At 73.3% G+C, this 26,741-nt stretch carries 26 protein-coding genes; 16 read left to right on the top strand and 10 right to left on the bottom strand.

All coding sequences use genetic code 11. The features are described from left to right. Positions 1-47: 47 nt before the first annotated feature. Entirely contained in the window at positions 48-1,598 is a 1,551-nt protein-coding gene (locus ACH4SE_RS28330; protein ID WP_398546328.1) for a chitinase, read from the bottom strand. A 244-nt stretch (positions 1,599-1,842) separates the two neighbouring features. Here ACH4SE_RS28330 and ACH4SE_RS28325 point away from each other — a divergent pair, with 244 nt between their 5' ends. The 11 genes from ACH4SE_RS28325 (at position 1,843) to ACH4SE_RS28275 (ending at position 11,274) form a co-directional block, all read left to right on the top strand. Beyond that, positions 1,843-2,691 (top strand): hypothetical protein, encoded by an 849-nt coding sequence (locus ACH4SE_RS28325; protein ID WP_398546327.1) that lies wholly within the window; start codon positions 1,843-1,845, stop codon positions 2,689-2,691. 12 nt (positions 2,692-2,703) lie between these two features. Continuing rightward, positions 2,704-3,435 carry a Flp pilus assembly protein CpaB gene (cpaB, locus tag ACH4SE_RS28320; RefSeq protein WP_398546326.1) on the top strand — a complete coding sequence of 244 codons (732 nt, stop codon included), beginning with the start codon at positions 2,704-2,706 and terminating at the stop codon, positions 3,433-3,435. Next, a complete protein-coding gene (locus ACH4SE_RS28315; RefSeq protein WP_398546325.1) occupies positions 3,432-5,057 on the top strand; it encodes a CpaE family protein in 1,626 nt (541 codons plus the stop codon). The genes cpaB and ACH4SE_RS28315 overlap by 4 nt, the downstream gene beginning before the upstream one ends. A 119-nt stretch (positions 5,058-5,176) precedes the next feature. Continuing rightward, positions 5,177-5,524 carry a TadE/TadG family type IV pilus assembly protein gene (locus ACH4SE_RS28310; protein ID WP_398546324.1) on the top strand — a complete coding sequence of 116 codons (348 nt, stop codon included), beginning with the start codon at positions 5,177-5,179 and terminating at the stop codon, positions 5,522-5,524. Further along, entirely contained in the window at positions 5,521-6,855 is a 1,335-nt protein-coding gene (locus tag ACH4SE_RS28305) for a CpaF family protein (RefSeq protein WP_398546323.1), read from the top strand. The genes ACH4SE_RS28310 and ACH4SE_RS28305 overlap by 4 nt, the downstream gene beginning before the upstream one ends. Next, positions 6,852-7,910 (top strand): type II secretion system F family protein, encoded by a 1,059-nt coding sequence (locus ACH4SE_RS28300; protein ID WP_398546322.1) that lies wholly within the window; start codon positions 6,852-6,854, stop codon positions 7,908-7,910. The genes ACH4SE_RS28305 and ACH4SE_RS28300 overlap by 4 nt, the downstream gene beginning before the upstream one ends. Next, a complete protein-coding gene (locus tag ACH4SE_RS28295; protein ID WP_398546321.1) occupies positions 7,907-8,827 on the top strand; it encodes a DUF5936 domain-containing protein in 921 nt (306 codons plus the stop codon). The genes ACH4SE_RS28300 and ACH4SE_RS28295 overlap by 4 nt, the downstream gene beginning before the upstream one ends. 306 nt (positions 8,828-9,133) lie before the next feature. Further along, complete coding sequence (locus ACH4SE_RS28290; RefSeq protein ID WP_398546320.1) at positions 9,134-9,385, top strand: hypothetical protein; 252 nt, start codon at positions 9,134-9,136, stop codon at positions 9,383-9,385. Between the two features lie 8 nt (positions 9,386-9,393). After that, on the top strand, positions 9,394-9,975 hold the full coding sequence (locus ACH4SE_RS28285; protein WP_398546374.1) for a pilus assembly protein TadG-related protein: 582 nt from the start codon (positions 9,394-9,396) through the stop codon (positions 9,973-9,975). Between the two features lie 34 nt (positions 9,976-10,009). Continuing rightward, positions 10,010-10,594, top strand: a complete 585-nt coding sequence (locus tag ACH4SE_RS28280; RefSeq protein WP_398546319.1) for a hypothetical protein — start codon at positions 10,010-10,012, stop codon at positions 10,592-10,594. Positions 10,595-10,599: 5 nt separating this feature from the next. Continuing rightward, positions 10,600-11,274 carry an OmpA family protein gene (locus tag ACH4SE_RS28275; RefSeq protein WP_398546318.1) on the top strand — a complete coding sequence of 225 codons (675 nt, stop codon included), beginning with the start codon at positions 10,600-10,602 and terminating at the stop codon, positions 11,272-11,274. A 113-nt stretch (positions 11,275-11,387) separates the two neighbouring features. Here the strand turns inward: ACH4SE_RS28275 and ACH4SE_RS28270 are convergent, their stop codons facing one another. Both ACH4SE_RS28270 and ACH4SE_RS28265 read right to left on the bottom strand, forming a co-directional pair. Beyond that, positions 11,388-12,149, bottom strand: a complete 762-nt coding sequence (locus ACH4SE_RS28270) for a GNAT family N-acetyltransferase (protein WP_398546317.1) — start codon at positions 12,147-12,149, stop codon at positions 11,388-11,390. Positions 12,150-12,219: 70 nt separating this feature from the next. Then, the gene (locus tag ACH4SE_RS28265) at positions 12,220-12,582 is read right to left on the bottom strand and encodes a DUF192 domain-containing protein (protein ID WP_398546316.1); all 363 of its coding nucleotides are present in this window, start codon (positions 12,580-12,582) and stop codon (positions 12,220-12,222) included. A gap of 69 nt (positions 12,583-12,651) precedes the next feature. Between ACH4SE_RS28265 and ACH4SE_RS28260 the strand changes: the two genes are divergently transcribed. Further along, entirely contained in the window at positions 12,652-13,380 is a 729-nt protein-coding gene (locus ACH4SE_RS28260) for a prepilin peptidase (RefSeq protein WP_398546315.1), read from the top strand. 179 nt (positions 13,381-13,559) lie between these two features. Here ACH4SE_RS28260 and mgrA read toward each other — a convergent pair whose 3' ends face one another. Further along, positions 13,560-14,588, bottom strand: coding sequence for an L-glyceraldehyde 3-phosphate reductase (gene mgrA / locus ACH4SE_RS28255; protein WP_398546314.1), 1,029 nt, complete (start codon positions 14,586-14,588; stop codon positions 13,560-13,562). A gap of 163 nt (positions 14,589-14,751) precedes the next feature. Here mgrA and ACH4SE_RS28250 point away from each other — a divergent pair, with 163 nt between their 5' ends. The 4 genes from ACH4SE_RS28250 (at position 14,752) to ACH4SE_RS28235 (ending at position 19,840) form a co-directional block, all read left to right on the top strand. Beyond that, positions 14,752-15,513 (top strand): isoprenyl transferase, encoded by a 762-nt coding sequence (locus ACH4SE_RS28250; RefSeq protein WP_031520425.1) that lies wholly within the window; start codon positions 14,752-14,754, stop codon positions 15,511-15,513. A gap of 172 nt (positions 15,514-15,685) precedes the next feature. Continuing rightward, positions 15,686-17,005 carry a PhoH family protein gene (locus tag ACH4SE_RS28245; RefSeq protein WP_398546313.1) on the top strand — a complete coding sequence of 440 codons (1,320 nt, stop codon included), beginning with the start codon at positions 15,686-15,688 and terminating at the stop codon, positions 17,003-17,005. Between the two features lie 433 nt (positions 17,006-17,438). Further along, on the top strand, positions 17,439-18,134 hold the full coding sequence (locus ACH4SE_RS28240; protein WP_398546312.1) for a transglycosylase SLT domain-containing protein: 696 nt from the start codon (positions 17,439-17,441) through the stop codon (positions 18,132-18,134). Between the two features lie 221 nt (positions 18,135-18,355). Next, positions 18,356-19,840: an AI-2E family transporter gene (locus ACH4SE_RS28235; RefSeq protein WP_398546311.1), complete on the top strand. Its 1,485-nt coding sequence runs from the start codon at positions 18,356-18,358 to the stop codon at positions 19,838-19,840. A gap of 17 nt (positions 19,841-19,857) precedes the next feature. On the opposite strand, the gene ACH4SE_RS28230 is transcribed toward ACH4SE_RS28235, so the two are convergent. The 6 genes from ACH4SE_RS28230 to ACH4SE_RS28205 all read right to left on the bottom strand — a co-directional run bounded on the left by ACH4SE_RS28230 (position 19,858) and on the right by ACH4SE_RS28205 (position 26,580). Next, on the bottom strand, positions 19,858-22,320 hold the full coding sequence (locus ACH4SE_RS28230; RefSeq protein WP_398546310.1) for an ABC transporter permease: 2,463 nt from the start codon (positions 22,318-22,320) through the stop codon (positions 19,858-19,860). Next, positions 22,317-23,033 (bottom strand): ABC transporter ATP-binding protein, encoded by a 717-nt coding sequence (locus ACH4SE_RS28225; RefSeq protein WP_398546309.1) that lies wholly within the window; start codon positions 23,031-23,033, stop codon positions 22,317-22,319. The genes ACH4SE_RS28230 and ACH4SE_RS28225 overlap by 4 nt, the downstream gene beginning before the upstream one ends. Next, the gene (locus ACH4SE_RS28220) at positions 23,030-23,554 is read right to left on the bottom strand and encodes a PadR family transcriptional regulator (protein ID WP_398546308.1); all 525 of its coding nucleotides are present in this window, start codon (positions 23,552-23,554) and stop codon (positions 23,030-23,032) included. The genes ACH4SE_RS28225 and ACH4SE_RS28220 overlap by 4 nt, the downstream gene beginning before the upstream one ends. A 78-nt stretch (positions 23,555-23,632) precedes the next feature. Next, positions 23,633-23,965, bottom strand: coding sequence for a hypothetical protein (locus ACH4SE_RS28215; protein ID WP_398546307.1), 333 nt, complete (start codon positions 23,963-23,965; stop codon positions 23,633-23,635). 13 nt (positions 23,966-23,978) lie between these two features. After that, positions 23,979-24,947 carry an SPFH domain-containing protein gene (locus ACH4SE_RS28210; RefSeq protein ID WP_398546306.1) on the bottom strand — a complete coding sequence of 323 codons (969 nt, stop codon included), beginning with the start codon at positions 24,945-24,947 and terminating at the stop codon, positions 23,979-23,981. Between the two features lie 181 nt (positions 24,948-25,128). Next, a complete protein-coding gene (locus ACH4SE_RS28205) occupies positions 25,129-26,580 on the bottom strand; it encodes a catalase (protein WP_398546305.1) in 1,452 nt (483 codons plus the stop codon). Between the last annotated feature and the right edge of the window lie 161 nt (positions 26,581-26,741).

The following is a 26,741-nucleotide window of genomic DNA, read 5'->3' as shown; positions in this document are numbered from 1 at the left end:
CGGGGGCGCGGAGGACCCCCGGGGCCGGGCCCCGGGGGTCCAGCGGACTACGGGAGGGCGTGGACGTGCGGGCCGACGCCGTTGGACCACACGTTGCCGGCCTTCGCGTCCCAGTTCGTGGACCAGGTCATCGCACCGCCGATGCCCGGCCACGTGGTGGACGGCTTGAACGTGCCGCAGCCGGTGCCCTTGGCGAGGCAGTCGAGCGCGTTGTTGACGACGCTCGGGCTCACGTAGCCCGAGCCCGCCGCGCTGGTGGACGCCGGGGTGCCGATGCCGACCTGCGCCGGGGACAGGCCCGCCTGGATCGCGGTGCAGGCGAGGCTGGTGATGAAGTCCACCGAGCCCTGGCTGTAGACGCCGCCGTCGCAGCCGTTCATCGAACCGCTGTTGTAGTACTGCGTGTTGACGATCGTCAGGATGTCCTTGATCTTCAGCGCGGTGGCCAGGTAGTCACTGCCCGCCGAGAGCATGTCGATCGTCTGCGGCGCCATCGTGATGACGAGGCCCGGCCCCGCCTTGGCGCTCAGCGCGCGCAGCGCCTGCGGCATGTAGGTGGAGTCGATGCCGTTCTCCAGGTCGATGTCCACGCCGTTGAAGCCGTAGGTCTGCATGAGGGACCAGACGCTGTTGGCGAAGTTGGCCGCCGAGCCCGAGTCGCGCACCGAGATGGTGCCGTTCTGGCCGCCGACCGAGATGACGACCTTCTTGCCCGCGGCCTGCTTGGCGGCGATGTCGGCCTTGAACTGGGCCTGGCTGTAACCGAGCGACGGGTCGAGGGTGAAGGACACCGCGCCGGGCGTGGTGGTGGCGTCGGCGAAGGCGACGGCGATGATGTCGTACTGGCTCTGCACCTGCGCGACGGTCTGGACGGTCGCGCCGTTGTTGAAGTTCTGCCAGTAGCCGGTGACCAGGTGCTTGGGCAGGTTCCCGGCCGGCGGGGTGGTGGCCGGGGTCGTCGGGGGCGTGGTGGCCGGTGTGGTCGGCGGGGTTGTCGGGGGTGTCGTGGCCGGCGTCGTCGGGGGAGTGGTCGGCGGGGTCGTGGTGCCGGCCGGGCCGGTGAGGCTGAAGTCGTCTGCGTAGTAGGTGGGCTGGCCGTACCAGCCGTGCACGTACACCGTCACCGACGTGGTGTTCGCGCCGGTCGTGAAGGTGGTGCTGAGCTGCTGGTACGAGGACGCGCCCGGCGTCCAGGTGGACGGGTCGGTGCCGCCGGTGCCGGTCGCGCCGATGTAGACGTAGCTGCCCTGGACGTACGCGCTCAGCGTGTACTGGGAGTTGGGGCGGACGCTGACGGTCTGCGAGCACTGGGCGTTGTCCGAGCCGGCCGGGGTGCCCTTGAGGGCGCCGGAGCCGGTGTGCACCGGAGCGGTGACCGCGGCGCCGCTGCCCGCGGTGCAGCTCCAGCCGGAAAGGCCGCTCTCGAAGCCGGAGTTGGCGACCAGGTTGGTGGTGGCGGCGCTGGCGCTGCCGTTCACGGCCACGGCGGCTGCCGCGCCGACCACGGCCGCGGCGCTCAGTACGGCGACGGTGCGCTGCCTGGTGGACGTTCTGCGAGGGGCACGGCCCGCGGTGTCCGCGTGCGATGCACGTTCCACGACTGCCTCCTGGGGGCAAGGAGTTGGGGGGTGGTGGGAGTGCGGAGGGAGAGAAACCGGGGTGGTCCCGGTAAGGGAGAAAGTTGGTCCAGACCAATTGGGTTGTCAAGGCCTCTCACCGACGACTGCCGTTCACCGACCCGATCCGCAACTTTGCGCACCCAAGTCGCTACCCATCGATAAGCTGACGACCGTAAAACGCCAGGCCCAGGGGCCCGTTCAGGCGGAAAGGGGGAGGTTGCGGATGGTCAGCGTGATCACGGCCACAGCCGACGACCTCGCGCTGCCGCTGGAGCAGCACGTCGCACACGTCGCCGCCGCGCTCGACGCCCACGGGCACGTCGTCGCGCTCGCGCCCGCCGAGGCCGACGACGCCGCCCGGCGCCGGCTGCACACCGTCCGCTCCGCCCTGGAGGCGGACCGGCTGGCCATCGTGCCGCTCGCCCTGCCGCCGCTGGCCCGCGTCCTGCTGGGCGAGCAGCTGCGCCAGCTGACCGGTACCGACCTCGGGCCCGGCGTGCTGGCCGGCGCCGCGCGGCTGCTGTCGTACTACCTGCACTCCGGGGCGCTGCTCGGCTCCGTCGCCAAACTCGACCGCGTGCCGGTCGGCGTCGGCAGCCACGTCAAGTCCCTCGTGCCGGGGCGGCACTTCGCCGTCCTCGCGCACCCCGAGCCGTACATCGGCGAGGCCGACCCGGCCGCCGTGCCGCCCGGGCCCGGCTACATGACGCAGTTGGCGCTCGCGGGCAAGGGGCTGGACCCGGGATGGGTCACCGGGCCGCTGGCCGCGGCCTGGCGCTCCCAGCACGTCCGCGAGGTGCCGCTGCCGCCGGACTCCGCCCGCTGGTGGGGCACGTCAAAACTCGTCGAGTTCACCGCCTACATCGCCGACGTCGGCATGCTCTACCAGCTCGTGACCTCCGTGCGGCGCGACACCTGCACCTGGTGCGCGCTCGAAGTCATCGGCGACCAGTGCCTGTTCTGCGCCACCCGGCTGGGCGAGCGGAACGCCCCGGCCAAGCACGCCGCGGCCCCGCGAGGGCGGGCCGTGGAGACCCCGCGCCGCCCCCAACTCGAACCCCACAAGCGATAGGTGCGACCGCACATGAACTCACGTCAGCGCCGTGGCGTCGTCCTGCTGGTGGTGTCCGCCGTCTGCGCGGTCGCCGCCTTCGCGGGAGTGCTCGCGGTCGTGAACGACGCGCGCTCCGAGGTCGGTTCGAAGGTCACCGCGTTCGAGCTGACCACCGACGTCCCCGCCTACCAGCAGCTCGACGCCTCCGACGTGCGCGAGGTCCAGGTGCCCTCGCGCTGGCTGCCGGACACCGCGGTCCGCGACCTCGCGCAGGTCCGCGGCAAGATCGCCGCGGTCGCACTCGCCAAGGGCTCGCTCCTGCAGACCGACATGGTCGCCCCCCGGCCCCAGCTCAAACCGGGCCAGATGGAGATCGCCATCATGATCGACGCCGAGACGGGCGTCGCCGGCAAGATCACCCCGGGCGCACGCGTCAACATCTTCGCGACCTTCGCCGGCAAGACCGACGCGGCCCCCGACGTCTCGCGCATCATCGTCGCCGGCGCGCAGGTCGTCGACGTCGGCGAGATCAAGGCCTTCGACAAGGACGCCGAGTCCCAGCGCCAGTCCACCGAGGGCGTTCCCATCACCTTCGCGCTCGACGCCGAGGACGCCCAACGCGTCGCCTACGCCGAGTCGTTCGCCGAGCACGTCCGGCTCGCCCTCGTCGCCCCCGGCGACACCGCCGCGCCGCCCGCGGACTCCCGCAACTACACCCTGGCCGGCGACACCGCGGGCGGCGGGGGAGGTGCCCGCCCGTGACCGTCCGCATCGTCGCCGCCACCTCCGACCAGGACGCCGCCCGCGCCCTGCTCGGCCTGCTCGCCCAGCTCCCGGGCGCCGAACCGGCCCCCGCGCTGCCCGACTCCGGCTCGCTGCTGGACCTGCTCGCGCGCGCCGCCGAGGCGGGCGTCGACGAGCTGCCCGAGGTCGTCATCGTCCACGAGGCGATCGGCCCGATGCCCGCACTGGACCTCGTCCGCGACATCGCGCTGCGCTTCCCCGCGATCGGCGTCGTCCTGCTCACCCCCGACACCGGCCCGGCCGCGCTCGCCGCCGCGATGAACTCCGGCGCGCGCGGCGTCGTCGGCCTCCCCCTCGCCTACGACGAGCTGGGCGCCCGCGTGGAGGCCGCGGCGACCTGGGCCGGCGGTGTGCGCCGGCACCTCGGCCCGGCCCGCGCCGCCGCGCTGCCCGCCGTCGCCGGCGGCACCGTGGTGGCCGTCGCGGGCGCCAAGGGCGGCGTCGGCACCACCGTCACCGCCGTCCACCTCGCCCTCGCCGCCCTCGCCTCCGGCCGCTCCACCGCGCTCGTCGACCTCGACCTCCAGGGCGGCGACATCGCCTCCTACCTCGACGTGCAGTTCCGCCGCTCCGTCGCCGACCTCGCCGGTATCGGCGACGTCTCCTCGCGCGTCCTGCACGACGCCATGTACGTCCACGAGTCCGGCCTCGCGCTCCTGCTCGCCCCCGCCGAGGGCGAGCGCGGCGAGGAGGTCACCGACCGCGCCGCCCGCCTCGTCCTCACCGCGCTGCGGCAGCGCTACGAGGTCGTCGTCGTCGACTGCGGCACCCAGGTCACCAGCGCCAACGCGGTCGCCGTCGAGGTCGCCGACACCGCCGTGCTCGTCACCACCCCCGACGTCGTCGCCGTACGCGCCGCCAAGCGCATGGTGCGCATGTGGGACCGGCTCCAGGTCCGCAAGCCCCAGGACACGGTGGCCGTCGTCAATCGGCACACCCGCGGCACCGAGATCCAGCCCACCCTCGTCGGCCGCATCACCGGCACCCGCATCGCCTCCTCCGTCGTCCCCGCCGCCTTCCGCGAGCTCCAGCCCGTCATCGACGCGGGACGCCTCCACGACCTCGACACCCGTTCGACGGTCAAGGCGGGCATCTGGGCGCTGGCCGGCGAGATCGGCGTCGTCACCGGCGCGGCGCTTCCCGCGCCGCGGGGCAAGAAGTCCCGCCGCGAGCGCCGCGACGCCGCCGGCGCGGGGAAGGGCGACCGCGGCGACCGCGGTGACCGGGGCCAGGTGACCCTGGAGACCCTCGGGATGACACCGGTCATCCTCGTCACCCTCATCCTGGTGTGGCAGGCCGTCCTCGCCGGCTACACCTTCACCCTCGCCGGCAACGCGGCGGACGAGGCGGCGCGCGCCGCCGCCGTCGCCGCGGACCCGCAGTCCGCGGCGGAGCAGGCCGCCAAGTCCGACCTCCCCGGCGCCTGGGCCGATTCCGCGGACGTCGACACCTCCTCCGCCGGCAGCACCGTCTCGGTGACGGTGACGCTGAAGGTCCCGGTCCTCTTCCCGGGCGCGATCGACTTCCCGGCCGAGATCCACGGCCACGCCCGCATCCCCCGCGAACGGCCCGCCGGATGAGGTCCCCCCTGCCCGTGAGGGCCACCGGTCCGCGCCGCGGGGCACCGCCCGGTGGCGCGGCGGCCCGCGCGGGCGACCGTCCGCGGCCCGGCGGCACCCGGCGGAAGGGGGAGCGCGGCGTGGCCTCGCTCGAATACCTCGGGATGCTGCCCTTCCTGCTGCTCGTCGCGCTCGCGGGGATCCAGCTCGGCCTCGTCGCCTACTGCGGCGAACAGGCGGGTACGGCGGCCCGCGCGGCAGCGCGCACCGCCGCGCTGCCGGCACCGGACGGGGGGACGCGGGCCGGGACGCGGGCCGGGGGCGACGCCGTGAGCGACTGGCTGACGGCCACGATCAGCTGGCGGAACGGCCCCGACTCGTACACCGCGACGGCGAAGGTCGACGTCCCCTCCGTGCTGCCGGGAGTGCACCTGTTCGGGCCCGTGTCGCGGTCGGCGACCATGCCGAGGGAGGACACCGCCCCATGAGCCTGCGCGCGCGCATCGCCGCCGACGAGCCCACCCCGCAGACGCAGGAGAGCCATCTCGTCGCGGTCTACCGGGCCAAGCTGCTCCAGGAGATCGACCTCGCCGAGATGTCGACGCTCGCTCCGGCAGAGCGCCGCGCCCGGCTGGAGCGCGTCCTCGGGCACATCATCAGCCGCGAGGGCCCCGTGCTGTCGACGGCGGAGCGCGCCGCGCTGATCCGCCGGGTGGTGGACGAGGCACTGGGCCTCGGCATCCTGGAACCGCTGCTGGAGGACCCGTCGATCACCGAGATCATGGTGAACGGCCCGGACCGCATCTACGTCGAGCGCGGCGGCCGCATCGAGCAGGTCGCCGCCCGCTTCTCGTCCGCCGAGCAGCTGCTGCAGACGATCGAGCGCATCGTGTCGACGGTCAACCGCCGGGTGGACGAGTCGAACCCGATGGTCGACGCGCGCCTGCCCTCCGGCGAGCGCGTCAACGTCGTCATCCCGCCGCTGGCTCTCACCGGGCCGACGCTCACCATCCGCCGCTTCCCGCGCGCGTACACCCTCAAGGAACTCATCGGGCTGGGCACGCTCGACGAGCACATGCTCCTGCTGCTGTCCTCCCTGGTCCGCGCGAAGTGCAACATCATCGTGAGCGGCGGTACGGGCTCGGGCAAGACGACGCTGCTCAACGCCCTCTCGGGGCTGATCCCGGACGGCGAGCGGATCATCACCGTCGAGGACGCCGCCGAACTCCAGCTCCAGCAGGAGCACGTGATCAGGCTGGAGTCGCGCCCGCCGAACGTCGAGGGCGAGGGCCGCGTCACCATCCGCGACCTGGTCCGCAACAGCCTGCGCATGCGCCCCGACCGGATCATCGTCGGCGAGGTGCGCGGCGGCGAGACACTGGACATGCTCCAGGCGATGTCCACCGGCCACGACGGCTCGCTGGCCACCGTGCACGCCAACTCCGCGGAGGACGCGGTGCTGCGGCTCCAGACGCTGGCGTCCATGAGCGAGGTCAAGATCCCCTACGAGGCGCTGCGCGACCAGATCAACAGTGCCGTCGACGTCATCGTGCAGCTGAACCGGCACATCGACGGCACGCGCCGCATCGCCGAGATCGCCGTACTGTCCTCCCGCGGCCGCGACGTCTTCCGGCTCACCTCCGCGACCCGCTTCCGCGCCGAACCGCTCGGCGTGGACCGCATCGTCCGCGGCTGGTACGAACACCGGCCCGTGCCACGGGAGATCGGCGAACGGCTCTACCTCGCCGGCGAACACGTGCCCGCCGCCTTCGGGGTGGGCGAGAGCGAACTCGAACTCGACAGCAGGGAGGCCAAATGAGCGCCCTCCAGGCCCTCGTGGCGCCCCCCGCCGCCGCCGGGCCCGCGCATCCCCCCGCCCTGCCGGGCGGTGTCCCGGCGCACCTCGCCGCCGGGGGACGGAACTTCGCGACGGGCCCCTACCCGCTGCTGGTGCTCGGCGTCACCCTGCTCGCCCTGGCGCTCGCGGTGTGGGGCCTGCACGCGTGGCGCGGCGGCCGCGCCGACCGCGCCGCGCTCGTCGAACGGCTCGCCGCCGAGCTGGGCGACGGGAGCGGCGCGCGCGGCCCGTCCGTGCCCTTCGCGTGGCTCGACCGCCGCGTACGCGGCTACGCCTGGGGCCGCAGGCTCGCCGGGCGGCTCGCCGCCACCGGCACCGACCTCACGCCGGGGCAGTTCACGGCCGCCTCGATCGGCGTCGTGGCCGGGGCGTGGGTCGCCGCCTGGGTGGTCTTCGCGCCGTTCTTCGGGCCGATCGCCGCGCTCATCGCGGGCTGGACGGCGTACTCCTTCCTGGAGTGGCGCCGCCGGGTGCGCACCGAGCGCTTCATCGCCCAGCTCCCGGACCTCGCCCGCGTCCTGGCCAACGCCACGCAGGCCGGACTGGCGCTGCGCACCGCGGTGTCGATGGCCGCGGAGGAGCTCGACGCCCCCGCGGGCGAGGAGCTGCGGCAGGTCGCCGACGCGATGGCCCTCGGCCACTCCGTCGAGGACGCCCTCGGCGAGCTGCAGCAGAGGCTGCCCAGCCGGGAGCTGATCGTCCTGGTCTCCACGCTGGTGCTGTCCAGCCGGGCGGGCGGCTCGGTCGTCGACTCGCTGCGCAACCTCACCGTCACCCTGGAGGAGCGCAAGGAGACCCGGCGCGAGATCCGCACCCAGATGTCGCAGGTCACCGTCACCGCCTACGCCGTCCCCGTCATCGGCCTCGGCTCGCTCTTCCTGCTGGACCGCATCATGCCCGGCTCGCTGAGCGCCATGACCGGCTCCACCATCGGCCGCATCTGCGTCCTGATCTCGCTCGGGCTGTACGTCGTCGGCTTCGCCCTGATCCGCCGGATGTCGAGGATCGACATATGAGCAGCAGCACCATGACCCTCGCCGGCCTCGGGCTCGCCCTCGCGCTGGCCGCCTGCGCGGTCGGCGTCGTCCACGCGGTGGGCCTGCTGCGCTCCGACGCCAAGCTCCCCGACGACCTCGCGCTCGCCCTGGAGGTCGGCAGCACCCGCACCACCCGCACCGGCAACGCCGTCGACCGGCTCGGCATCCGCTGGGCCCCGCTGGTGATGCGGCTCATGGGCCCGGCGCGCGTCGCGAAGATGCGCGCCCGCATCGAACACGCGGGCCACCCGCACGGGTTGACCGTCGAACGGTACGCCGCCCGGCGCGCCGTCCACGGCTTCCTCGGGGGCGTCACCGCGCTGCTCCTCGTCACCCGCGGCAACTGGTTCCTCGCCCTGGTGCTGCTCGCCTACGGCTGGTTCTGGGCCGATCTCGGCCTCTGGCTCGCCATCCGCCGCCGCCGCGACGACATCGAGCGCACCCTGCCCGACTTCCTCGACGTCCTCGCCGTCGTCGTCAGCGCCGGCCTCGGCTTCCGGCAGGCCCTGGAGCGCGTCAACGCCGTCTACGAGGGCCCCTGGTCCGACGAGATCCGCATCGCCCTGCGCCAGATGGACGTCGGAGTCAGCCGCCGCGACGCCTTCGACCAGCTCCGCAAGCGCAACCGCAGCGACCAGGTCGGCCAGTTCGTCACCGCCCTCCAGCAGGGCGAGGAACTCGGCGCACCCATCGCCCGCACCCTCCTCCAGATCGCGACCGACATGCGCCGCACCGAGGCCCAGAACGCCCGCCGCCGCGCCGCCCGCATGGTCCCCCGCGCCACCGGTGTCATCACCGTGCTGCTCGTGCCCGCGACGATGATCCTGCTCATCACCGGGACGATCATCGGTTCGCAGATCCACTTCGGCGACATCTTCGGCGGCGGCGGTGAGTGAGGCGGCCGAATCGGTGATCATGCTGCGACGGGCCGTGAGCAACCGTCATGCTGTAGGGGCCACTTGCCCGCCGGACCACCCGGCCGGCGGGTGGCGTACGACCGGCTGCGAATGCCCGAGGTTCGGGTGTACCTTTGCATTCGCAACCATATTTGCACCTGCAATCCGATATGACCCGCTGCGGACGACGACCGACCACCAGCGAGAGGCGGTGCACCGTGACCACCACCCCCGACCCCGACGGGCACCCCACGGCCACCGCCGCACGTACCACCAGCCAGGTGACAGAGGATGGGGCGAAGAATCATGACCAGGTGGGCACTCCAGCGCTACACCACCGCCGAGATCTGGGTCCGCGCCCAGGCGGACCGCGCGACCACGCGCCTCTCGGCACGCCTGTCCGCCCGCACGGACCGCGGCCAGACGTCGTTCGAGTACCTGGGGATTGCGGTGGTGATCGCGGTGATCATCGGGGTGCTGGCGACCACGAGCATCGGCGACGCCATCCAGAAGGCGATCCTCAAGGCCATCCGCAAGATCTCCGGCGGCGGCAAGTAGCGCTCGGGCTGCGGCGGGACGACGGCCAGACGGTCGGGCTGTACATCGTGGCGCTGACGGCGCTCTTCTTCCTGGCGTTCGCCTACTTCGCGGTCGGGCAGGCCGCGGTGTCGAGGAACACGACGCAGACGGCGGCGGACGCCGCCGCGCTCGCCGCCGCCCGCGAGGGCCGGGACGCGCTGCACGACGCCGTGCTGACCGCGCTCGGCTCCGGGGACCCGCTGGCGCTCAAGGCGCTGCTCGCGCACTCGCCCCAGGACGTCGCGGCCGCGTGCGGGAAGGCGTCCGACTTCGCCGCGGACAACGACGCGACGGTGGACGACTGCGGCCTCGCGCCCGGCGCGGATTTCGGCTTCACGGTGAAGGTCACCTCGCGCTCGTCGGTGGGTACTTCGGTGGTGAAGGGCAGTGAGGACGTCTACCCGACGGCCGAGGCGACGGCGGTGGTGGAGCCGCGCTGCTCCCTCGACGGGCTCGACGGCACCGCCGTCCGGCTGGCCTGCGACCAGGGCAGCCTGACGGTCGATCCCACGGCGGGCGGGTTCGTGCTCGACCTGTCGGCTCTCTACACGGTTCATCTGAGCAAGTGAGGCGGTCGGTCCAGCGGTGAGGGAACGGGGAACGATGAGGAAGCGGCACCAAGTCCCGCTCGCCGTCGCGATGACGGCGGCGGCGGTCGCGCTGGCGGGCTGCGGAGGCGGGTCGGGCGGCGACGACGGCAAGCCGCCCGCGACGTCGGGCACGTCGGCCGCCAAGGGCGGCGGCAGGGCGACGGCGTCCGCCGGCGGCACGCCCTCGGCCACGCCGACCACGGTGCTCGCCCAGGTCAAGGGGGAGGCGGGGATGACCATCACCATCAACTCCGCGAGCCGCGACCCGGGCGGTTTCGTCACCGTGCAGGGTGTGGTCACCAACAACGGGGACGACGCCTTCGACGCCGTCGACTGGCGCGGCCCGGAGACCGAACTGGTGCCCTCCGGCCCTTCCGTGGCCGGCGCCGTTCTCGTCGACCCGGCCGGGAAGAAGCGGTATTACGTCCTGCGGGACACCGGCGGGATGTGCCTGTGCACCATGGGTCTCGTCGACATCGAACCCGAGGAGAGCCGGCCCTTCTTCGCGCAGTTCCCGGCGCCGCCGGAGACGACCGCGCAGGTGGACTTCGAACTCCCCACCATGCCCCCCGCCAAAATCACCATCTCCGAGGGGTGATCCGTATGAAGCCCGCGACGGCAGCCGCAAGCATCACGCTCAGCGTCGTCCTGCTGGCCGGCGGCACGGCCGTGACCGTCGCGCCCGGGGCGGCCGCGGCCGCCGCGGACGGCGGGGCGCCGACCGCGCCGCCGGACGCCGGGGGCACGGGCCAGGGGGCGCCGGGGCACGTGGACGCGAGCTCGCCGAATCTGCGGCTGCCGGAGGGGTCGAAGCTCGCGCCGGCGAAGGTGCTGGACATCGTGTCGGTGTCGGACGAGTCGTCCGTCGCCGCCGACCAGCCGGAGCAGCGCGAGGAGACGTCGAACGCGACGGTGACCTACGCGCTCCAGTCGGAGGTCGCCTTCGCCCGGGACAGCGCGAAGCTCTCGGCCGCCGCCACGTCCCGTATCCGGGCGATCGCGGGGGACATCAACGCGCGGCACGTCACGTCACCCATCCGTGTCTTCGGTTTCACGGACGACCTGGGGAGCAGCGAGCACGGCGTGACGCTGTCGCGACAGCGCGCACAGGCGGTCTACCAGGTGCTGGCGGCGGCGCTGAGCAGCGCCGGTGACTCATCCCACACCTTCCAGGTGCGCGGCTACGGCGAGGACTATCCCATTGCGGACAATTCCACCGAAAGCGGCCGCCAGCAGAACCGCCGCGTGGAAATCACCTTCACTCCTCCTGCCGCGTAACGTGCGGGATGCGGGCCGAGACGCGGTACGGTGTAACTCCCCCCCTCGGGCCGGTTCGCTCTCCCCCCCTGCGAACCGGCCCGTTTTCTTTTCCCGCGTCCCGGACCGCCCGCTCAGCGGTAGGACGCCGCCCGCAGCGGGCGGTAGGCCAGGCCCAGGGAGCGGTAGAGGCGCAGGGCGGCGGTGTTGTCGTCGTCGACGACGAGGGCGGCCGTCCCGTACGCCGCCAGGGCCTCGGCGAGCACGAACGCGCACACCTGGCGGCCGAGCCCGCGCCCGCGCGCGGCCGGGGAGGTGGCGACGCCCGCGAGCAGGCCCACGGTGGGGGCGCACCAGGCGAGCGCAGCGACCGCGAGGGGCGTGTGGCCGTCCTCCGCCGTCACGCCGGCCCAGCGGTCGGCGGAGCCGGGGCGGCCGGGGTAGGCGAAGGAGTCCGGGAAGGCGCTGTCGAGCAGGGCGGTGACGGCGGGTGCGGCGGCGGGCGGCAGCCAGCGGGCGCGGCCGTCCGGCGGGACCGCGGGGGAGCCGGTGCGGTGCATCCAGCCGAAGCCGGGGGTGGGGCGGAGCGCGGGGTCGGCGTGCACGAGAGCGTCGACGAGGCCCCGGTCGCCGAACGGCCGGTAGCCGCGGCCCACCTCCCCGGCGACGTCCCGTACGAGCGGGATCGCGTCGGCGGGCGGTCCGGCCACCACGAGCCGGTCCCGCATCGACAGCCCGGGCGCGGCGACGGCGACGGCCGCCCCCCGCCGGAACACCCGCGCGGTGTCCCGTTCTCCCGCCGCCCAGCGGATCAGCTCGTCGTCACTGGGGAGCGGCTCGTACGGGGGTGTCTCTTCCGTGGTGGGGGCCGTACCGACGGCCGGTCCGATGTGCATTCCGCATGACTATCAGCCGGACGGGGGAGCCTGCACACCGGTTTGCCGCCGTACGAGGGCGAGCGGACCGTCAGCGCTCCCGGCCGCCGGCCACCGTGAGCGTCACCCCCCGCTGCACACCCCAGCGGGCGAAGGCGCCGGCCTCGGCCTCCAGGACGTGGCGGGCCAGCAGGCGCGGGCGCCCGACGCGGCCGGGCGGCATCGTGCGGACGGCCAGGACGCGCAGGCGGCGGTCGAGGTAGGCGACGTCGATCGCGAAGCGCATCCGCACCGTGTGCACGCTCGACGCCGGCGTGAGCAGCAGCGCGCCCCCGATGCCGTCCGCGCCGAGCAGCCCGCGGGTGCGGGCGCGGTAGGAGGCGGCGACCCGCAGCGGCACCTCGGCCCGCGGGGTGTGCAGGGTGGCGGCGCCGTCGTGCCAACGCCGGTGCATGGGCGCTCCCTTCGGTCGCGTCCCGTCCCCCCTCTGCCGGGGAGGGCCGGGCGTGTACGGTCGGCGTTCGTGCATGTCTATCCGATCGTGGCCGCGGCCGTATGGGGAATGGCCGGCGGGCTGCTGCTGCCGCGGGCCGCGCACCGGCTGGCGGTGCCGTCCGGGGAGCCGTGGGCCGCCGGCTGCCGTGCCGGGCACCCGCTGCCCGCCGGGCCGCGCGGCTGGGTGGGCCCCGCCCACTGCGCCGGCTGCGGGGGCGCGGGGCGGTGGAGCGGGGCGGGCCTTCTGCCGGCGGTTCTGTGCGCCGCGCTGTGCGCCGGGATCACGGCGGTGACCGGGGTGCACCCGGAGCTGGCCGTGTGGCTGCTGCTGGTGCCCGTCGGGCTGGCCCTGGCGCTGGTGGACCTGCGGGTGTTCCGGCTCCCCGACGTGCTGACGCTGCCCGCCCTCGGCGGTACGGCGGTGCTGCTGGGCGCCGCGGCGCTGCTGCCCTCGCACGACGGGTCGTGGCCGCGGGCCCTGCTGGCGGGTGCCGCGCTCGGCGTCCTCTACCTGGTGCTCTTCCTCGTCAACCCCGCGGGCATGGGCTTCGGCGACGTGAAGCTCGCCCCCACGCTGGGCCTGGCGCTCGGCTGGTACGGCTGGTCCGCGGTCGTCAACGGCACGCTCGCGGCCTTCCTGCTGGGCGCGGTGGCCGGCCTGGTCCTGCTGGCCTCGGGCCGCGCGAACCGCAAGACGCCGATCCCCTTCGGGCCCTTCATGCTGCTGGGCTCCGCGGTGGGCCTGCTCCTGACCTGAGCTGCGCGGTGCCTGCGGGGCCCCGCGGTGCCGTGCGCGGCCCCCTCCCGCGGCGCGGGCCGCCCGCGGCGGGCCGGAGGACCCGGCCCGCCGGGGAGGTCCCGTCCTGCGCGGGACCCCGCCCCGGCGGGCGGAGGCTCGGCCCCTCCGCGGGGCACGGCACCCTGCGGGCAGGGGCGTCAGCCCCAGAGGTTGACGCCCTCCGGCTCGACGGCGTGGCGGTCGATCTCCGCCAGCTCCTCCGGCGTGAGGGGCGCCGAGCCGACCGCGGCCACGTTGGCCTCCAGCTGGGCCACCGAGGAGGCCCCGATGAGCGCGGAGGTGACCCGCGGGTCGCGCAGGACCCAGGCCAGCGCGAGCTGCGCGAGCGACTGGCCGCGCCCGGCGGCGACCTCGCCCAGCGCCCGCAGCCGCGCGATCGTCTCCTCGTTGACGAGGGAGGGGTCGAGCGACTTGCCCTGCGCCGCGCGCGAGCCCTCCGGGATGCCGCCGAGGTAGCGGTCGGTCAGCAGGCCCTGGGCGAGCGGCACGAAGCCGATGCAGCCCATGCCCTCCTCGTCCAGGACGTCGAGCAGGCCCTCCGTCTCGATCCACCGGTTGATCATCGAGTACGACGGCTGGTGGATGAGCGCGGGCACCCCGAGGCCGCGCAGGATCCGCGCGGCCTCGCGGGTCTGCTCGGGGCCGTACGACGAGATGCCGACGTACAGCGCCTTGCCCTGCTGGACGGCGGACGCGAGCGCGCCCATCGTCTCCTCCAGCGGGGTGTCCGGGTCGTAGCGGTGCGAGTAGAAGATGTCGACGTAGTCCAGGCCCATGCGGCCGAGCGACTGGTCGAGGGAGGCGAGCAGGTACTTGCGGGAGCCCCATTCGCCGTACGGGCCGGGCCACATGTCGTAACCGGCCTTGGTGGAGATGACCAGCTCGTCGCGGTAGGGGCGGAAGTCCTGGGCGAAGAGGGTGCCGAAGTTGGCCTCGGCGGCGCCGTAGGGCGGGCCGTAGTTGTTGGCGAGGTCGAAGTGGGTGACGCCGAGGTCGAAGGCGCGGCGCAGGATCGCGCGCTGCGAGTCGAGGGTGCGGTCGTCGCCGAAGTTGTGCCACAGGCCGAGGGAGATCGCGGGCAGCTTGAGCCCGCTGCGGCCGGTCCTGCGGTACTCCATGCCGGCGTAGCGCTCGTCGGCGGCGCGGTAGAGGTCTCTGATGTTCACAGGTTCTCCCTATCACGCCCGGTCTAACCGCTTACTACGCGGCGCCCCCTGGCCGCGCGTGGCACGCGGGGGCGCCGCCGGCGCCGCGACCCGGTTCGTCCGGACGGCCTTTCGGGCAGTACCCTGGCGCCCGGCGACGATGCGCAGGAGGGGCTGGTACGCGATGAAACTGCGCGACCTGGTGTACGGGCTGTACTCCCGCAGGGTGGAGCGCCGGCTCGACGTGGCGCAGGCCCCCAAGCACATCGGCGTGATCCTCGACGGCAACCGGCGCTGGGCGAAGGCGGCCGGCGGCACCGCGGAGCAGGGCCACCAGGCGGGTGCGGACAAGATCGCCGAGATGCTGGGCTGGTGCGAGGAGACCGGTGTCGAGGTGGTCACCCTGTGGCTGCTGTCCACCGACAACTTCGACCGGCCGCAGGAGGAGCTCGTCCCGCTGCTGGGCATCATCGAGGACTGCGTCGCGGGCCTGGCGGCGACCGGCCGCTGGCGGGTGCACCACGTGGGCACCATGGACCTGCTGCCGGACCGTACGGCGGCGGTGCTCAAGGAGGCCGAGCAGGACACCCACGGCATCGACGGCCTGCTGGTGAACGTCGCCGTCGGCTACGGCGGCCGGCAGGAGATCGCCGACGCGGTGCGCTCGCTGCTGTACGAGCACGCGAGCCGCGGCACCACGATCGAGGACCTGGCCGAGATCCTCGACGTCGAGCACATCTCGGAGCACCTCTACACACGCGGCCAGCCGGACCCCGACCTGGTGATCCGCACCTCGGGCGAGCAGCGGCTGTCCGGTTTCATGCTGTGGCAGAGCGCGCACTCCGAGTACTACTTCTGCGAGGTCTTCTGGCCCGCCTTCCGCAAGGTGGACTTCCTGCGGGCGCTGCGCGACTACGCCGCGCGCCATCGCCGCTACGGGGCGTGACCGGCAGTCGTCCCCGCGCCGAGCGGACCGTGACCGGATCATGACCGTCGGATGACTGTCATATGCAGCCGCATGGGTACCGGAATTCCAGGGCATACCACTGGCAGACCGGCATCCGGCCCGCGGCTGCCGGATTGCAGCCTCACCTCTCCCCGAGGGGGTTCGTCCACACGTGGTGACCAGCAAGAATCGCCGTGTTCACGACCGGCGCACGTACGTACTCGACACCAGCGTGCTGCTCGCAGACCCCAATGCCTTCACCCGCTTCGACGAGCACGAGGTCGTGCTCCCCGTCGTCGTGGTGACGGAGTTGGAGGCCAAGCGCCACCACCCCGAGCTGGGGTACTTCGCCCGCCAGGCACTGCGGCTGCTCGACGAGCTCCGGATCCGCTACGGACGGCTGGACGCGCCGCTGCCGATCGGCGACTTCGGCGGCACGCTGCGCGTCGAGCTGAACCACTCCGACCCGGGGGTCCTCCCCGCGGGTTTCCGGCTCGGCGACAACGACTCGCGGATCCTCGCCGTCGCCCGCAACCTCCAGGCCGAGGGGTACGACGTCACGGTCGTCTCCAAGGACCTGCCGCTGCGGGTCAAGGCGTCCTCGGTCGGCCTGCTGGCCGAGGAGTACCGCGCGGAGCTGGCGATCACCTCCGGCTGGACGGGCATGGCCGAGCTGGTGGTGGGTGCCGAGGACGTGGACGCGCTGTTCGCGCAGGAGTCGGTGGCGCTCCCGGAGGCCGCCGAACTGCCCGTGCACACCGGCCTGGTGCTCCAGTCCGATCGCGGCAAGGCGCTGGGCCGGGTCACCGCGGACGGCCGGGTGCGGCTCGTGCGCGGCGACCGGGAGGCGTTCGGCATCCACGGGCGCAGCGCAGAGCAGCGCATCGCGCTGGATCTGCTGCTGGATCCGGAGATCGGCATCGTCTCCATGGGCGGCCGGGCCGGCACGGGCAAGTCGGCGCTCGCGCTGTGCGCGGGCCTGGAGGCCGTGCTGGAGCGCCGGCAGCACCGCAAGGTGATGGTCTTCCGGCCGCTGTACGCGGTGGGCGGCCAGGAGCTGGGCTACCTGCCGGGCACCGAGGCCGAGAAGATGAGCCCGTGGGCCCAGGCGGTCTTCGACACGCTGTCGGCGGTCACCTCCAAGGAGGTCATCGAGGAGGTGGTGGCCCGCGGCATGCTGGAGGTGCTGCCGCTGACCCACATCCGCGGCCGCTCGCTGCACGACGCCTTCGTGATCGTCGACGAGGCGCAGTCGCTGGAGCGCAACGTGCTGCTGACGGTGCTCTCCCGGATCGGCTCCGGCTCGCGCGTCGTCCTCACGCACGACGTGGCGCAGCGCGACAACCTGCGGGTGGGGCGGTACGACGGCGTGGTGGCCGTGGTCGAGAAGCTGAAGGGGCATCCGCTGTTCGCCCACGTGACGCTCTCGCGTTCCGAACGGTCCCCCATCGCCGCGCTCGTCACGGAGATGCTGGAGGACGGCGTCGGCTGATCCGCGGGGCGGGACGGGGGCCGGCCGCGGCCTTTGGTCCGGATTTCCCTGCATCTGATATGAGTTCACGCTGCTGCGCCCCGGGGAAAGGGGCGCAGCAGCTTAGCGTTTCGCCGCTTCCCCGTCCCGTAATCGGCGCACAATACGCGATGTGAGCTTTGCCACTCAACCGGAAATTGCCGCGCGGCGTCTGCGTACGGCAGGGTGTGAGGCTGTCAGGCCCCGCTCATGGCACACCCTTACCCCTCGGGGGACGGGTCAGTACCACCGGACAAGTCAACATCGACCGCCATGAGCCGCCCGAGCATCACGCGAATCCGCAAAGGGACTTCGCACCGGGCCAGACCCCCGTGACCGACCGGCCCGTACGGCGGACCGGAACAGGGGGCCGTGCCAGGGGCACGATTTCGTCCGCGCGGTCACCAAGCGGGCGATGCCGGAAGGAAACCGTGTGAGCCGGATCTCGGTCCGGGGATTCGCGGTGGCGTCAGCCACTGCGGTCACCACTGTGGGCGCCGTTGTGGGCGTCGCGTCGGGCGCCGACCAGGGCGGGTCCAACGAACCCGTCGAGGCTGCCGGGACGACGACCCTCCTCGCTGACATCCCGGCTGGACAGCAGGTCCAGCAGGCGTCGCTGACTGAGCAGGTGCAGGCCCAGTCGGACGCTGCCGACGCGCATGCGCGGCAGGGCGCGGAGCAGGCAGCCCGCCTGCAGGCGGCCAAGGACGCCGCGGCCAAGAAGAAGGCAGCCGACGCCGCCGCGGAGAAGGCGCGGCTGAAGAAGCTCGCCGCGGGCAAGGGCGACCCGGACGCCAGCTTCCCGGTCCAGCCGTCGTACACCGTGGCCCAGGTCCAGGCGATGGCCAAGCAGATCGTCGGGAGCGGCCAGTACGCCTGCTTCTCCAACATCGTGTCGCACGAGAGCGGCTGGCGTTACACCGCCACCAACGCCTCGTCCGGTGCCTACGGTCTCGTCCAGGCGCTGCCCGGCTCCAAGATGGCCTCCGCGGGCGCCGACTGGCGCACCAATCCGGCCACCCAGATCAAGTGGGGCCTGAACTACATGAACTCGCGCTACGGCAGCCCGTGCGACGCGTGGTCCTTCTGGCAGGTCAACCACTACTACTAGGCCGCCACGCCGCAGCGTACGGAATTCCTCGGAGCCCCCGGGCCGTTACGGTCCCGGGGGTTCCGCGCGTCCGTGCCCGCCCGTGCCCGCCGGTGTTGCTCCGGACGTGCCGGGGTGTTCCGCCGTCCGGGTGCGGGTCTGTCGCAAAGGCAACCCCAAGGACAGGTAACGTCGTCCTGCACAGCGGGTCCACAACGACGCGTCGAGGGGGGCGGGGAGCGATGGCCGAAAAGCGCAACTGGAGCACGGCGCTCGCGGCCGGGCTGGCGGGACTCGCCGGCCGGCTGGAAGAGCGGCACGCCCGGGTGACCGCCCGTGAGGCCGAGCGCGACGCCGCACTGTCCGTGCCCGGCCCCCTCCCGGGGGCGGCTCCCGCCTCCGGCGCCCTCCCGACTCCCGCCCCCGCGGAGGGCTCCGCCGAGAGCCCCGCCTCCGCGGGACCGGACTCCCCACCCGCCGCCGCGAAGCCCTCCGCGGCGAGACCCGCCGCGATCCCCGCCCAGCGCGCCGCGCCCGCGCCGGGGGACCCGGCGGCGGTGGTGCCGTGGAGCATGCGGGTCGCCGCCGAGATCGGCTGGCGGCTGCTGATCCTGGCCGGAACGGTGTGGGTGCTCATGCGGGTCATCGGCGCGGTCCGCCTGGTGGTCCTCGCCTTCGCCGCCGCGCTGCTCATCACCGCGCTGCTCCAGCCGTTCGTGGCCCGGCTGAAGCGGCTCGGCGTGCCGCGCGGCCTCGCCACCGCGATGGTCTTCATCGGCGGCTTCATCGTCATGGGCCTGGTCGGCTGGTTCGTCGTCTGGCAGGTGATGGACAACGTCGACAACCTGTCCACGAGTCTTCAGGACGGTATCGCCGAGGGCAAGAAGTGGCTGCTCAACAGCCCCTTCCACGTCACCGACGACCAGATCAACAACATAGCGAAGAACCTGAGCGACGCGATCGGCTCCAACTCCAAGGCGCTCACCGACGCCGGGCTCGAAGGCGTCACCGTCATCGTCGACCTGCTCACCGGCATGCTGCTGGCGATGTTCAGCACGCTCTTCCTGCTCTACGACGGCCCCAACATCTGGAACTGGGTGCTGCGGCTCTTCCCCGAGGCCGCGCGCGACGGGCTCGCGGGCGCCGGCCCGCGCGCCTGGCGGACACTCACGCTCTACGTGCGGGGCACGGTCATAGTCGCGCTGATCGACGCGATCTGCATCGGTATCGGCATCTTCTTCCTCGGTGTGCCGATGGCCGTGCCGCTCGCGGTGGTCATCTTCCTGAGCTCCTTCGTGCCGCTGGTCGGCGCGGTCGCCTCGGGCTTCATCGCGGTCGTCGTCGCCCTGGTGACGGAGGGGCCGTTCATAGCGCTGATGGTGCTCGCGGTGGTGCTCGCCGTCCAGCAGATCGAGGGCCACGTCCTCCAGCCCTTCATCCTGGGCCGGGCGGTCCGCGTCCACCCCCTCGCCGTCGTCCTGTCCGTTGCCGCCGGGTCGCTCGTCGCGGGAATCGGGGGAGCGGTGGTCGCGGTGCCGCTCGTCGCCGTCACCAACACGGTGGTGGCCTACCTCCGCGCGTACGCGCGCGACCGCGCGGTGGCAGCCGCCCCCGCACCCGCCCCCGAGCCCGGGCCCCCCGCCCCGGCCGAGCCCGGGCCGGCCCCGGAACCGGAGCCGGATCCGGAGCCCGGCGCGGAGGCGGAGCCCGCCCCGGACCCGGCGTAGGACCCGGACCCGGAGGCCTATTCGACGCGGAGGCCGTCGGGCCTCATCAGCCTCCACAGGAGGGGCAGGCTCAGGAGGGTCACCCCCAGCACCACGGCGGCGCCGATGGCCGACATGGACGCCACGCCCGCCCAGTCCATCCGGATGGGCCGGGCGACCATCGCCAGCAGCACCGCGCCCAGGCCGATGCCGCCGGCCACGGCCAGGCACAGGCCGAGGACGACCGGCACCGCGGTCTGCCACAGCACCGACCAGGCCAGTGCCGAGCGCTTCGTGCCGAAGGCGACCAGCACCGCCAGCAGCTTCTTCCGCTCCCGCAGCTGCTCCAGCATGCTCACCAGCAGGCTGGCCCCGATGAGCACCAGCGTGAGGGCCGCCCCGGCGAACAGCCCCCGCCGCAGCTGGGTGTAGGCGCCCTTGGCCGTGGTGCCGTGGATGTCGTTCGCGTAGGCCTCGAAGCCGAAGGACGCGGCGGTGTTGCGGACGTACTCGACCGCGTCCGGCGTCCGCTCGTCGAGGTTGACGAACATCTCCGCGTACGAGACGGAGAGCTGTGCGTCGTCGATGACGCCGGGGACGGCGAAGATGCCCGACATCCGGCCGCCCAGCGGGTCGGTGCGGGAGTCGACGGTGGGGGTGCCGGCCGGGATCGTCCAGAGCCGCGGGGCGCCGGTGTAGTGGTCCCCGTACCCGGTGTTGAGGTCGACGCGCGCGCCGGCCCTGACGTAGGCGGAGGAGCGGTGGCTCTCCTCCGTGGGCGGCGGCTTCACGAGGTAGACGCTGTGCGGCCCGCAGCCGTTGCCGATCGCCACGAGCTGGCGCAGCCCCGCGCAGTCGGCGACGGTCAGCGACACGGTGTCCGCGACGAGCGCGTCACCGGTGAGCTTGTACGCGTCCGGCCGGTTGACCGAGGCGCTGGTGTAGCCGGTCACGTCGCGCACGCCCCTGGTGGCGGCGAGCCGCGCGATGTCCTGCGCGGCGGTGCGGCTGTCGGCGCCCCAGTGGTCGACCTCCATCTGGGCCCGTGCGGTGTCGGCGCCGGTGTCGGTCACGAAGTCGTCGTCCACGGCGTGGAAGAGCATCTGCAGGGCGATGGCACCCGCGACCGCGATCGTCACCCCGCTGACCATGCGTCCGGCGGAGCCGATGCTCAGCTGGAGCCGCCGGGTGGCGAGCTGCCAGGCGACCGGGCCGCCGCGCAGCCGCCCGACCGCGGTCTCGACGAACCACGGCAGCACCGCGGTGACCCCGACGAGCAGCAGGACGGCGCCGGCCGCGACCTGGTATTCGTTGATCGCCGCATCGCCCTTGACCTTCCCGAACAGCGGGGCGAGCAGCGCGAGGCCGACCGCCGGGACGGCGATCCGCCACCACACCCGGCGCCGCCGCCCGAGCCCGCCGCGGAAGACGCCGAGCGGTTCGATGGCCGTGCGGCGCAGGCTCAGCAGCGTCACGCCGACCGCCGCGGCCGGGACGGCGAGGACCACGAGCACCGTCAGCAGCGGGTCGGGGGTGAGGTCGGAGGGGAATGCGGAGATGTCCCGGATGGTGATGTACGAGGCGAGCTGCCGGGCGCCCAGGAAGAACCCGATGCCCACCAGCACGCCGAGAAGCGTCCCGAGCAGGGCCTCGCCCGCCGCGATGCGCCGGGTGGCCTGCATGTCGGCGCCGACCAGCCGCAGTGCCGCGAGCCGCCGGTCGCGGCGCTCGCCGCCGAGCCGGGTGGCGGTCGCGACGAAGACCCCGACCGGCAGCAGCAGCACCACCACGACCATGATCAGCAGCAGGGTGAACACCGGCCCCAGCACCTCGGAGTTGCTGTGGGCGCCGTAGCGGGTCATCCGGTCGGCGTTGCCGGTCAGCCCGGCCGGGTCGCGGGCGACCAGCTGGTCGTTGCCCGCGTAGAAGTACAGCTCGGCGGGCCCCATGAGCCCGTCCTTGCCGATCGTTCCGGTGATCGTGTAAGGGATGCGCTCGCGCAGGATCGGCTCGTGGGCCAGCAGCTTCTTCAGCGCGGGCGAGACCACCATCTCGCCGGCCCGCGGCAGCGCGCCGACGCCCGGCGGGACCGGGGCGTGCGCGCCGTCCGGCTTGACGAGCACGCCGGTGATCGGGTCGCCGCGGAAGGTGGTGCTGTCCTCGGCGAGCAGGAAGGTGCGGTCGCTCGGCTTCGGGTGCTCACCGAGGGAGAGGGTGTCGCGGGCGACGCGGCGCTCGTCGCGGGTGTGCATCATCGCCGGTACGGCCGCCGCGAGCAGCAGCAGCGCCACGCCGAGCCCGACGCCGACGGCGGTCAGCACGGTGCGGGTCCAGCCCTCGCGCCCGCCACCGGCGGCGAAGCGGGCGCCGAGCAGCAGGTCGTGCGCCCAGCCGCGCAGGCCGGTGCGCGGCCGGCCGCCGGGCGCGGAGGGGCCGGGGGAGGTGCGGGCGGTGGCGTCGAAGCCGGCGAAGGGCTCGTGCGGGCCCGGGGAGGTGGTCATGAGACGCGGTCCAGGTGGCGCGACCTGCCGTCCCGTACGACGATCTCCCGGTCGGAGTACGCGGCGACCCGCGCCTCGTGGGTGACCAGGACGACGGCGGCGCCGGTCTCGTGCGCGGCCGCGGTCAGCAGCCGCATGACGCGCTCGCCGTTGAGGGAGTCCAGTGCGCCGGTCGGCTCGTCGGCGAAGACCACCCGGGGCCCGCCGACCAGCGCGCGGGCGACGGCGACCCGCTGCCCCTGGCCGCCGGAGATCTCGCCGGGCCGCTGGCCCGCGACGTCCCCGACCTCCAGCCGCTCCAGCCACCGCGCCGCCTCGGCCTCGGCGTCCTTGCGGCGCCGGCCGCCGAGCCGCAGCGGTATCGCGACGTTCTCCAGGCAGGTCAGTTCGGGCACCAGCTGCCCGAACTGGAAGACGAAGCCGAAGTCCGTACGGCGCAGGGCGCTGCGGGCGCCGTCCGACATGGCCGACAGCGCCTGCCCGCGGTAGCGGACCTCGCCGGAGTCGGGCCGCACGATTCCCGCCAGGCAGTGCAGCAGCGTCGACTTGCCCGAGCCGGACGGGCCCATGACGGCGAGGACCTCGCCCGCCCGTACCGACACGTCGGCGCCGTCGAGGGCGGGCGTGCGGCCGTAGGTCTTGTGCAGGCCGCGCGCCAGCAGGAGCGGCTCGGCGGCGCGGCCGTCCTCACCCGTGGTGGGGGAGTGCGTCACCGGGTCACCTCCGCGGCGAGTTCGTCGAGCCGTGCGGCGGTCAGTTCGAGCCAGCGCAGGTCGGCTTCCAGGTGGAAGAGGGCGTGGTCGCAGATGAGCTGGTCGGCGAGGTCGCCGGTGCCCTTGCGCCGGGTCAGCTCGCGCATCAGCCGCAGGTGCTCGGCGCGCTGGGTGTCCAGCAGGTCGGCGGCCGGGCGGCCGGTGAGGAGGGCCAGGACGACCTTGGTGTAGAGCGTCGTCTGGAGGTACGGCTCGGGCTTCTCGGGCTGCGCGAGCCAGGTGGCGACGTCGGTGACCCCGGCGTCGGTGATGGCGTACCTCTTGCGCTCGGGGCCGCCCCCGGGCTCGATGCCGTCGACCTCCACGAGGCCGTTGCGCAGCAGCCGGGCCATGGTCGAGTAGACCTGCCCGTACGCGAGGGGGCGGTCGTGTCCGAAGCGTTCGTCGAAGGCGCGCTTGAGGTCGTAACCGTGGCGCGGGCCGGACTCCAGGAGTCCGAGCAGGGCATGGCCGATTGACATGCGGAGCACACTACACCACGCGTATACATCGTGTGTATACGCGCGGGGAATAACGACACCGGGGAGGAAGAAGCCTGGTCAGGAGGGTGTGGGCGGATCCTCCGGCGCGTCCCGGCGGGGCGGGCGGCCGCGGCGCGGTATCGGCCGGGCGGCCGACGGCAGCCGCCCGGCGTCGCCCAGCGCGCGCCGCAGCAGGAATTCGATCTGCGCGTTGGTGCTGCGCAGCTCGGCCGCCGCCCACGCCGCGACGGCGTCGTGGACGGCGGGGTCGAGCCGCAGCAGCACCTGCTTGCGGGCCCGGCGGGCGGCCGGGGCCGCCTCCGCCCCGGCCGCCTCCGTGCCGTCCCCGCCGCCGGCCGCCGCCGGTGATCCGGCCCCGGTGGCCGGCTCCGTGTGGCCCGGTTCGGTCACCTTCGCTGCTCCGTCACTGGTAGAGGGTGCCCGTGTTGAGCACCGGCTGAGCCGCGCGGTCGCCGCACAGCACCACCAGCAGGTTGCTCACCATGCTGGCCTTGCGCTCCTCGTCGAGCTCCACGATGTCCTGCTCGGCGATCCGGGCGAGGGCCGATTCGACCATCCCGACCGCGCCGTCCACGATGGTCTGCCGCGCGGCGACGATCGCGCCCGCCTGCTGGCGCTGGAGCATCGCCGAGGCGATCTCCGGCGCGTAGGCGAGGTGGGTGAAGCGCGACTCGATGATCTTCACGCCCGCCGACGCGACGCGTACGGCGATCTCCCGCGAGAGCTGCTCGGTGATCTCCTCGGCGTTGCCGCGCAGCGAGAGCGAGTCGCCGTCGTGCGCGTCGTAGGGGTAGTTGGTGGCGATGTGCCGCACCGCGGTGTCGGTCTGGATGCCGACGAACCTGACGAAGTTGTCGACCGCGAAGACCGCCTGTGCGGTGTCCTCGACCTGCCACACCACGACGGCGGCGAGTTCGATGGGGTTGCCGTAGGCGTCGTTGACCTTCAGCACGGTCGTCTCGTGGTTGCGCAGCCGGGTGGAGATCTTCCGGCGGCGGGTGAAGGGGTTCACCCAGCGCAGCCCGTCCTGCCGGATGGTGCCCTGGTAGCGGCCGAACAGCTGGGTCACCCGGGCCTCGCCCGGCGCGACCTGGGTCAGCCCGAAGAGGGTGACGAGCGCGCACACCACGATCAGCACGCCGAGCAGGATGACGGCGGTGGCCCCCGGGTTCGGGTTCTTGTTGGCGCTGGTGCCGCCGAGCGCGATGAGCGTGATGCCGCCCGCGACGACGACGAGTGCGAGGAGCATGAACGGCAGTCCCGACATGCCGACCGCCCGCCGCTCGGTGAAGCGCGGTGCGGGCAGGGGCGGGGTGTCGGGCGCCGGCGCGGTGGGTATGCCGGCGGCGGCCGTGGGCTTGTGCTCTGACATCGGATTCCCCCTGAGGTCCCGAGGTGCTGCCCGGCCGTCACTCCGGCCGGTGGTCTAGCAAAGTGATAGCACATTAAATGGGCGAGGCCCAGCCCGCGGGCCGGCCGGGCACGGTGCAGCCCCGAGGCACGGGGCGTCGGCACGTGTCCTCGGGGCTGCGGCCTCGCGGGGGGAGCGGGGGTCAGGCGGAGGTGAACGCCGCCGCGATCCGGTCGCCGACCTGCTGGTCGATGCTGCGCCAGTACGCGAAAGCGCGCTCCCGCACCGGCGCGCTCACCCCGTCGCCCAGATGCCCGACGACGTTGCCGACCAGGCGTTCGCGCGCCGTGTCGTCCATGACCTCGCGCACGAGCGTGCCGGGCTGCCCGAAGTCGTCGTCCTCGTGGTGCAGCGTGTAGGCCTCCCGCACCATCTCGCCCGCCGCCCGCCAGCCGGCGATGTCGCCGTACGCCTCGGGGGAGGCGGCAGGACCCCCGTACGAGTTCGGCGCGTACGGGGCGCCCACCCGGTTCGGCTCGAAGCGCATGGGCCCGTCCTTGGCGTAGGAGTGGACGGGTACGTGCGGGCGGTTCGGCGGCAGCTGCGCGTAGTTGGGGCCGATCCGGTAGCGGTGCGTGTCGGGGTACGAGAAGAGCCGCCCCAGCAGCATCTTGTCCGGCGACGGCCCGACGCCCGGCACCATGTTCGACGGCTCGAACGCGGCCTGCTCGATGTGGACGAAGTAGTCCTCGGGGTTCTCGTCCAGCGTCATCCGGCCGACCTCGACGAGCGGGTAGTCGCCGTGCGGCCACACCTTCGTCAGGTCGAACGGGTTGAAGCGGTAGCCGGCCGCCTCCTCGAACGGCATGACCTGCACGTACAGCGTCCACGACGGGTGGTCGCCGCGTTCGATCGCCTCCCACAGGTCCTGCCGGTGCGCGTCCGCGTTCTCCCCGGCGAGCGCGTCGGCGTCGCGCTGCGTCAGGAAGTCGATGCCCTGGTCGGTCTTGAAGTGGTATTTGATCCAGAACTTCTCGCCGCCGCCGTTGATCCACATGTACGTGTGCGAGCCGTAGCCGTTCATGTGGCGGTACGTCCGGGGGATGCCGCGGTCGCCCATCAGCCAGGTGACCTGGTGCGCGGACTCCGGTGACAGCGTCCAGAAGTCCCACTGCATGTTGTTGTCGCGCAGCCCGTTGTCGGTGCGGCGCTTCTGGCTGCGGATGAAGTCCTGGAACTTCATCGTGTCGCGGACGAAGAAGACCGGGGTGTTGTTGCCGACCAGGTCGTAGTTGCCGTGCTCGGTGTAGAACTTCAGCGCGAAACCGCGCGGGTCCCGCCAGCTGTCCGGGCTGCCCTGCTCGCCGGCGACCGTCGAGAAGCGGGCCAGCATGCGGGTCTCGCGCCCCGGCTGGAAGAGGTGCGCCTTGGTGAACTGGCTGACGTCGTTGGTCACGCGGAAGCGCCCGTACGCCCCGCTGCCCTTCGCGTGCACGACCCGCTCGGGGACCCGCTCGCGGTTGAACTGGGCCATCTTCTCGATGACGTAGTGGTCATGGAGCAGGATCGGCCCGTCCGGACCCAGCGTCAGGGAGTGCTCGTCACTCTCGACGGGAATGCCGGCGTTGTTCGTGGTGGGGGGTACGTTCGTCATACGTCCTCGCCGCGTAGAGGGTGCGATTGCCCCCACCGTCGCACCCTCCCGCCGCCGCGGCACGCCGGACGCACCCCGACGCGCGGGGGCCCCGCGCGTTTTCAGGCGCCCGGCGGACCAGGGCCTGTCGTGTGGATCTCCGCGGCGTCGCGTGCCCCGGC

It is taken from the genome of Streptomyces sp. NPDC020983, from assembly GCF_044333485.1.
In the GTDB taxonomy this organism is placed as follows: domain Bacteria; phylum Actinomycetota; class Actinomycetes; order Streptomycetales; family Streptomycetaceae; genus Actinacidiphila.
Note: the sequence above shows the minus strand (reverse complement) of the source record. Positions and strands in the feature narration are given on the sequence as shown.

Excerpts from the sequence above, each read along its gene's own strand:
- ACH4SE_RS28325 (WP_398546327.1), top strand. The coding sequence starts at position 1,843 with ATGGTCAGCGTGATCACGGCCACAGCCGACGACCTCGCGCTGCCGCTG.
- cpaB (WP_398546326.1), top strand. The coding sequence starts at position 2,704 with ATGAACTCACGTCAGCGCCGTGGCGTCGTCCTGCTGGTGGTGTCCGCC.
- ACH4SE_RS28305 (WP_398546323.1), top strand. The coding sequence starts at position 5,521 with ATGAGCCTGCGCGCGCGCATCGCCGCCGACGAGCCCACCCCGCAGACG.
- ACH4SE_RS28300 (WP_398546322.1), top strand. The coding sequence starts at position 6,852 with ATGAGCGCCCTCCAGGCCCTCGTGGCGCCCCCCGCCGCCGCCGGGCCC.
- ACH4SE_RS28295 (WP_398546321.1), top strand. The coding sequence starts at position 7,907 with ATGAGCAGCAGCACCATGACCCTCGCCGGCCTCGGGCTCGCCCTCGCG.
- ACH4SE_RS28290 (WP_398546320.1), top strand. The coding sequence starts at position 9,134 with ATGACCAGGTGGGCACTCCAGCGCTACACCACCGCCGAGATCTGGGTC.
- ACH4SE_RS28280 (WP_398546319.1), top strand. The coding sequence starts at position 10,010 with ATGAGGAAGCGGCACCAAGTCCCGCTCGCCGTCGCGATGACGGCGGCG.
- ACH4SE_RS28275 (WP_398546318.1), top strand. The coding sequence starts at position 10,600 with ATGAAGCCCGCGACGGCAGCCGCAAGCATCACGCTCAGCGTCGTCCTG.
- ACH4SE_RS28270 (WP_398546317.1), bottom strand. The coding sequence starts at position 12,149 with ATGCACATCGGACCGGCCGTCGGTACGGCCCCCACCACGGAAGAGACA.
- ACH4SE_RS28265 (WP_398546316.1), bottom strand. The coding sequence starts at position 12,582 with ATGCACCGGCGTTGGCACGACGGCGCCGCCACCCTGCACACCCCGCGG.
- ACH4SE_RS28250 (WP_031520425.1), top strand. The coding sequence starts at position 14,752 with ATGAAACTGCGCGACCTGGTGTACGGGCTGTACTCCCGCAGGGTGGAG.
- ACH4SE_RS28240 (WP_398546312.1), top strand. The coding sequence starts at position 17,439 with ATGCCGGAAGGAAACCGTGTGAGCCGGATCTCGGTCCGGGGATTCGCG.
- ACH4SE_RS28235 (WP_398546311.1), top strand. The coding sequence starts at position 18,356 with ATGGCCGAAAAGCGCAACTGGAGCACGGCGCTCGCGGCCGGGCTGGCG.
- ACH4SE_RS28230 (WP_398546310.1), bottom strand. The coding sequence starts at position 22,320 with ATGACCACCTCCCCGGGCCCGCACGAGCCCTTCGCCGGCTTCGACGCC.
- ACH4SE_RS28220 (WP_398546308.1), bottom strand. The coding sequence starts at position 23,554 with ATGTCAATCGGCCATGCCCTGCTCGGACTCCTGGAGTCCGGCCCGCGC.
- ACH4SE_RS28210 (WP_398546306.1), bottom strand. The coding sequence starts at position 24,947 with ATGTCAGAGCACAAGCCCACGGCCGCCGCCGGCATACCCACCGCGCCG.
- ACH4SE_RS28205 (WP_398546305.1), bottom strand. The coding sequence starts at position 26,580 with ATGACGAACGTACCCCCCACCACGAACAACGCCGGCATTCCCGTCGAG.